This window comes from Methylobacterium sp. 22177 (genome assembly GCF_052045615.1).
In the GTDB taxonomy this organism is placed as follows: Bacteria; Pseudomonadota; Alphaproteobacteria; order Rhizobiales; family Beijerinckiaceae; genus Methylobacterium; species Methylobacterium radiotolerans.
This window is the reverse complement of the sequence record NZ_JBQEPK010000031.1, coordinates 62,107-68,260: the sequence shown is the minus strand read 5'-3', so window position 1 is coordinate 68,260 and position 6,154 is coordinate 62,107. Positions and strand designations below refer to the sequence as shown.

The 6,154-nt window shown below is 67.8% G+C and carries 5 protein-coding genes; 1 reads left to right on the top strand and 4 read right to left on the bottom strand.

Annotation, left to right across the window (positions count from 1 at the left end):
• The 4 genes from ACTJK8_RS23375 to ACTJK8_RS23360 form a co-directional block, all read right to left on the bottom strand.
• Positions 1–1,373, bottom strand: a 1,373-nt coding sequence (locus ACTJK8_RS23375) for a PQQ-dependent dehydrogenase, methanol/ethanol family (RefSeq protein ID WP_440762571.1), incomplete at its 3' end; no start/stop codon positions are given.
• Between the two features lie 703 nt (positions 1,374–2,076).
• The gene (locus ACTJK8_RS23370) at positions 2,077–2,292 is read right to left on the bottom strand and encodes a hypothetical protein (RefSeq protein WP_234741295.1); all 216 of its coding nucleotides are present in this window, start codon (positions 2,290–2,292) and stop codon (positions 2,077–2,079) included.
• A 182-nt stretch (positions 2,293–2,474) separates the two neighbouring features.
• Positions 2,475–3,662 carry a ribonuclease D gene (rnd, locus tag ACTJK8_RS23365; protein WP_029358378.1) on the bottom strand — a complete coding sequence of 396 codons (1,188 nt, stop codon included), beginning with the start codon at positions 3,660–3,662 and terminating at the stop codon, positions 2,475–2,477.
• Positions 3,663–3,755: 93 nt separating this feature from the next.
• Positions 3,756–4,154 carry a hypothetical protein gene (locus tag ACTJK8_RS23360; RefSeq protein WP_029358377.1) on the bottom strand — a complete coding sequence of 133 codons (399 nt, stop codon included), beginning with the start codon at positions 4,152–4,154 and terminating at the stop codon, positions 3,756–3,758.
• Positions 4,155–4,298: 144 nt separating this feature from the next.
• Here ACTJK8_RS23360 and aspS point away from each other — a divergent pair, with 144 nt between their 5' ends.
• Positions 4,299–6,143 (top strand): aspartate--tRNA ligase, encoded by a 1,845-nt coding sequence (gene aspS, locus ACTJK8_RS23355; protein WP_029358375.1) that lies wholly within the window; start codon positions 4,299–4,301, stop codon positions 6,141–6,143.
• Positions 6,144–6,154 lie beyond the last annotated feature (11 nt).

The following is a 6,154-nucleotide window of genomic DNA, read 5'->3' as shown; positions in this document are numbered from 1 at the left end:
GTCGCACCGACGTAGGGCTGGCCCGGGGTGTAGGTCACCCGGAACGGCTCGTAGTCCATGCAGACGTGGTTGGTGGGGACGTAGAACAGGTTGGTCTTCGGGGAGAAGGCCGCGGGCTGCTCGTCCTTCGACCCGAGGGCCGCCGGGCAGATGCCCTTGGAGTTCACGTCCTCGCCGTTCTGCTCGGTCGAGTATTTCGCCTGGACGAGCGGGCGGCCATAGTTCTTGGAGCCCTTGTCCATGTCGACCTTGGACGCCCAATTGACGGCCGGGTCGAACTTTTCGGCCACCAGCAGCTCGCCCGTGTCGCGGTTCAGCGTGTAGCCGAAGCCGTTACGGTCGAAGTGGGTCAGGAGCGGGGTCTCCTTGCCGTCGACCTTTTGATCCGTGAGGATCATCTCGTTGATGCCGTCGTAGTCCCACTCATCGTGCGGGGTCATCTGGTAGACCCACTTGGCCATGCCGGTGTCCGGGTTACGCGCCCAAATGGTCATCGACCACTTGTTGTCGCCCGGACGCTGCTTCGGGTTCCAGGTCGAGGGGTTGCCCGAGCCGTAGTACACGAGGTTCAGCTTGGGGTCGTAGGAGTACCAGCCCCAGGTGCAGCCGCCGCCGGTCTTCCACTGATCGCCTTCCCAGGTCTTCAGCGAGGAGTCCTTGCCGATGGGCTTTCCGAGCGAGGTGGTCTTCTCCGGGTCGACCAGGAGCTGGTCGTCCGGGCCTTCCGAGTAGCCGCGCCACACGCGCTTGCCGGTCTTCAGGTCGTAGGCGGTGATGGAGCACTGCACGCCGAACTCGCCGCCGGAGATGCCGACGAGGACCTTGTCCTTCACGGGGAGGACGGTGGCGGTGTTGGTCGCGCCCTTGCCCGGGTCGCCGTTCTTCACCGACCAGTTCACCTTGCCGGTCTTGGCGTCTAGCGACACGACGGTGGTGTCGGCCTGGTGCAGGATGAGGGCGCCGTCGGCGTAGGCAAGGCCGCGGTTGACCGTGTCACAGCACATGACCGGGATCACGGACGGATCCTGCTTCGGCTCGTACTTCCAGAGGATCTTCGCCTCGTGGTCGAGGTCGAGGGCGTACACGATGTTCGGGAACGGCGTGTGCACGTACATCACGTTGCCGACGACGAGCGGCGAGCCCTCGTGGCCGCGCAGCACGCCGGTCGAGAACGTCCAGGCGACCTGCAGGTCCTTGACGTTCTTGGCGTTGATCTGGTCGAGCTTCGAGTAACGCGTATTCGCGTAGTCCACCGTCTGAAGAACCTGTTCCGCCGGGTTGGCGATGCCCTTCATGACGCTTTCATTGGCCAGCGCCGGCGCGGCGACGGCCGCGACACCTGCGCCGAGCGCAAGGAGATGTACCGCTCTCATGGGTTCCTCCGACAAGTCTTGAGAGTTCTCGCGGCGCGCGACGAGAGTGGCGTCGCTCGGACTCCGACCTGACTGTTTGCGACAGGGATGGACGCCTCGGTAGCGGGCATAGTGGACTTCGAGGAGATCTACTGATCCCCTAGCCAGGAACCGCCATCCCTGAGGCGGCTCCCTCGAAACCGAGGCTTGCCCGGACCTTAAGAGATTTTTGAGCGCCGTCAACTCGCTGTTCCGCGCCTGTGGGCACACGGTGAAAGCTTCTTTTCGGGTGACACAGGCCCCGCCGATGTCATGCTTTTGCGAAAAGAAATGTTGCGACGCACAAGCGTTCTTCGGTCGTCTCGCCCCGATCTCACGGGCACGTGTGCGTGTCCCATGCAGACCTTGCACACGAACGAGCTTTGCTGGGCTTGAGCATGCGTCGTTCGCGCGGACGAGGGTCGCAGGGGCATCGGGCGCCCGCGGCGGAGGCCCCCCGCTTGATCGCACTGCGAGACGCTTCGGTGGCTCTTCGTTGCCGAATTTTCCCAAAATGCGGCCGTGCGCCCAGTCGCCGCATCCGATTTTTTTGAGGATCCCCTCCCGTTCGGTAGGGTTCGCGCGCGACAAATTGCCGAATCGTCCCGTTCTTAAGAATCGCTGCCGGGACGCGCGCACCGATCCGTGACGCCGTCCGGGATCCCGCGGAAGATCCCCGGCGGCGTCAGAGCGCCCCGACCGGCCCGGTGCTCTCGAAGTCGGCGACGTCGCCGATCAGATCGGTCACGGAGATGTTGAGGCGACGGCCACTGGACAGGCGGAGTTGGGCATCCGGCTCGAGCCAGACCGGTCGCAGGCCCGCGTAGCTGCCGTAGAGGTTGCCGTAAGCGACGACGCCGCCCTCGCGCCGCTCGATGACAACCCGGTAGCGGACGCGCACGGACTCGCACCCTTCAGCCGATACGAGACCGCGCCCGGTCAGCGTCTTCAAAATCTCGTTCGGCTCGAACATACGCGGGACGCAGGGGCGGGATTAAGCGGCAATCCAATTGCCATTTAATCCCGGACCTGCGGCGAGTCACGCCCGACCGCGGAGTTTGTGCCGTCAGCGTCGCCCCGGCGTCATCCGTTCACGTCGGCGCCGGCGGCCGCGGGCTCGGCCTCGAGAGGGCGGACCACGATCCGGCCCGACTCGACCGACAGCGCCAGCCGGCCCTGCTTCAGCGCCAGCGCCTTCTCCCCGAACAGCGTCCGACGCCACCCCTGCAGCGCCGGTACCTCGGCGGCATCGTCGTCAGCGACGGCTTCCAGGTCGTCGACCGTGGCGATGATCTTGGGCGCGACGCCCTCGGCCTCGCAGACCGCCTTCAGCAGGACCTTCAGCAGCTCGACGATCGCGCCGTTGCCGCCGCTCCGCCGCACGCGCTCGGGCATCCGGACGGCGCTGGTGTCGCGGGCGAGGCCGCGCTCGACGGCGGCGACGATGTCGGCCCCCGTCCGGGACCGCTCGAAGCCCGCCGGGATCGTCCGCAGGCGCCCGAGCGCCTCGGCGCTCCGCGGCGCCGCCGACGCGATGTCGATGACCGCCTCATCCTTCAGGACGCGCCCGCGCGGGACGTTGCGCGTCTGCGCCTCGCTCTCGCGCCAAGCCGCCACCTCCATCAGCACGGCGATCTCGCGCGGCTTGCGCATCCGGCCGGAGAGGCGGCGCCACGCCTGGGCGGGATCGGCGCGGTAGGTCTCCGGCGAGGTCAGCACCGCCATCTCCTCGTCGAGCCAAGCGCCGCGGTCTGTCCGCAGCAACTCGGCGACGAGGACCTCGTAGATCTTCACCAAGTGGGTGACGTCGGACAGCGCGTAGGTCAGCTGCGCCTCCGACAGCGGCCGCCGCGACCAGTCGGTGAAGCGGGACGACTTGTCGATCTTGGCCTTGGCGACGTCGTTGACGAGCTGCTCGTACGAGACGGAGTCGCCGTAGCCGCAGACCATGGCGGCGACCTGCGTGTCGAAGAACGGGTGCGGCAGGATCCCGCCGATCAGCCAGATGATCTCCAGGTCCTGACGGGCGGAATGGAACACCTTGACGGTGCGCTCGTCGGCCATGAGCGCGATGAACGGATCCAGGTCGATCCCGGGCGCCAGCGGGTCGACCAGGACGGCGGTCCCGTCCGGTGCCGCCATCTGGATCAGGCACAGTTTCGGATAATACGTCGTCTCACGCATGAACTCCGTGTCGACGGTCACGAAGGGCTGCTCGGCGAGACGTGTGCAGATCTGGCGCAGCGCGTCAGTGGTGGTGATCAGGTCCATGCACCGGCTATACGCAACCGCGGCGGACATGGGGAGACGCGGCTTCGCAGGTCCCCATCTTTCGCACTTTCACGCGCGGCTCGGCGACCGCGGTCACGCCACGGCCGCGACCGCCGCCTTCCGGCGCGCCCGGGCCTGCCGGCGGATCCGCAGCGCGTCGGCACGGCGCTGCGCCTCGGCGCGGCCCAGCAGGCGGTCGAGGATGCCAGTCTCGATGCGCTCGCCGGTGGCCCGATCGACGAGACGCCGGATCCGGTCGACGCGGAACCCGCGATAGCCGCCGCGCCGGGCGTCGATGCCGCCGAGCAGCGTCCGGCCGGGACCGAGCCTCAGCTCGCGCGCCTCGAGGGACCGGTTGCTCCAGGCCCCGGTCGCGTCCTCGTAGACGAGGTCGAAACGGCCCTCGAGGGGCAGCGTCCGCCACCCGGCTGGGACGCGTTCGGGCGCCGGCTTAGCGGGCCGCTTCAGATCGAAAAAGACGTTGTCGTTCATGGAGTTCATATGGGGATCGGGAGCCTCTTCCGGTAGGCCGGCGGGCGAGTCGCGCGCGGCTTTCGGCGCCGTTCTGCGCGCCCCGCGCTTGACTTGGGGGGCCTCGCGTGAATGGTGCCGGCCTTCCCACAGAAGAAGCCCGTCATGCACCGTTACCGTTCCCACACCTGCGGGGCGCTCCGCCCGTCCGACGTCGGGCAGAGTGTCCGCCTCTCCGGCTGGTGCCACCGCATCCGCGACCACGGGGGCGTGCTGTTCGTGGATCTGCGGGACCATTACGGCCTGACGCAGTGCGTGATCGATTCCGATTCCCCGGCCTTCAAGGCCGCCGAGACCGTCCGCTCGGAATGGGTCGTGCGGATCGACGGCCGCGTCCGCACGCGACCGGCCGGTACCGAGAATGCCGAGCTGCCGACCGGCGCGGTCGAGGTCTACATCGACGACCTCGAGGTGCTGGGTCCGGCCGGCGAGCTGCCGCTGCCGGTCTTCGGCGACCTCGAGTACCCGGAGGAGACGCGGCTCCGGTACCGCTTCCTCGACCTGCGCCGGGAGAAGCTGCACGCCAACATCATGAAGCGCGGCGCGATCATCGACTCGCTCCGCCGCCGGATGCGCGAGGGCGGCTTCTTCGAGTTCCAGACGCCGATCCTGACCGCGTCGAGCCCGGAAGGCGCGCGCGACTACCTCGTGCCGTCGCGGGTCCATCCCGGCAAGTTCTACGCGCTCCCGCAGGCGCCGCAGCAGTTCAAGCAGCTGACGATGATCGCGGGCTTCGACCGCTACTTCCAGATCGCGCCCTGCTTCCGCGACGAGGATGCCCGCGCCGACCGCTCGCCGGGCGAGTTCTACCAGCTCGACATCGAGATGAGCTTCGTCACCCAGGAGGACGTGTTCCAGGCGGTCGAGCCGGTCCTGCGCGGCGTGTTCGAGGAGTTCGCCGAGGGCAAGCGCGTCACCAAGGAATTCCCGCGGATCACCTACGCGGACTCGATGCTGAAGTACGGCGTCGACAAGCCGGACCTGCGCAATCCGCTGATCATCGCCGACGTCACCGACCTGTTCGCCCGCGAGGACGTGGCCTTCAAGGCGTTCAAGGGCGTGATCGCTTCCGGCGGCGTGGTCCGGGCGATCCCGGCGACCGGTGCGGCGGCGCAGTCGCGCTCGTTCTTCGACAAGCTCAACGACTGGGCCCGTTCGGAGGGCGCGCCGGGGCTCGGCTATGTCGTGTTCGAGGAGGAGAACGGGCAGCTCACCGGCAAGGGGCCGATCGCCAAGTTCATCCCGGCCGAGGTCCAGGCGCTGATCGCCGAGCGGGCCGGTGCCAAGGCGGGCGACGCGGTGTTCTTCTCGGCCGGCGCCGAGGGCAAGGCGGCCGGCCTCGCCGGCAAGGCGCGCATCCGCATCGGCGACGAGCTGGGCCTCTGCGACAAGGACCAGTACGCCTTCTGCTGGATCACCGACTTCCCGATGTACGAGTGGAGCGAGGAAGAGAAGCGGATCGACTTCTCCCACAACCCGTTCTCGATGCCGAACATCGACCGCGAGGCGTTCCTGGCGCTCGACCTCGACGCGCTCTCCAGCGAGGACGAGAACGGCGCGAACACCAAGCGGATCCTGGACATCAAGGCGTTCCAGTACGACATCGTCTGCAACGGCGTGGAGCTGTCGTCGGGCGCGATCCGCAACCACCGTCCGGACGTGATGGAGAAGGCCTTCGCGATCGCCGGCTACGGCCACGAGGTCCTGGAGCAGAAGTTCGGCGGCATGCTGAACGCCCTGCGCATGGGCGCCCCGCCGCACGGCGGCATCGCGCCGGGTGTGGACCGCATCGTCATGCTCCTGTGCAACGAGCCGAACATCCGCGAGGTGGTGCTGTTCCCGATGAACCAGCGCGCCGAGGACCTGATGATGGGCGCGCCCTCCGAGGCGACGCCCAAGCAGCTGCGCGAGCTGCACATCCGGCTCAACCTGCCCGAGAAGAAGGCCTGAGGCGGCGCGAA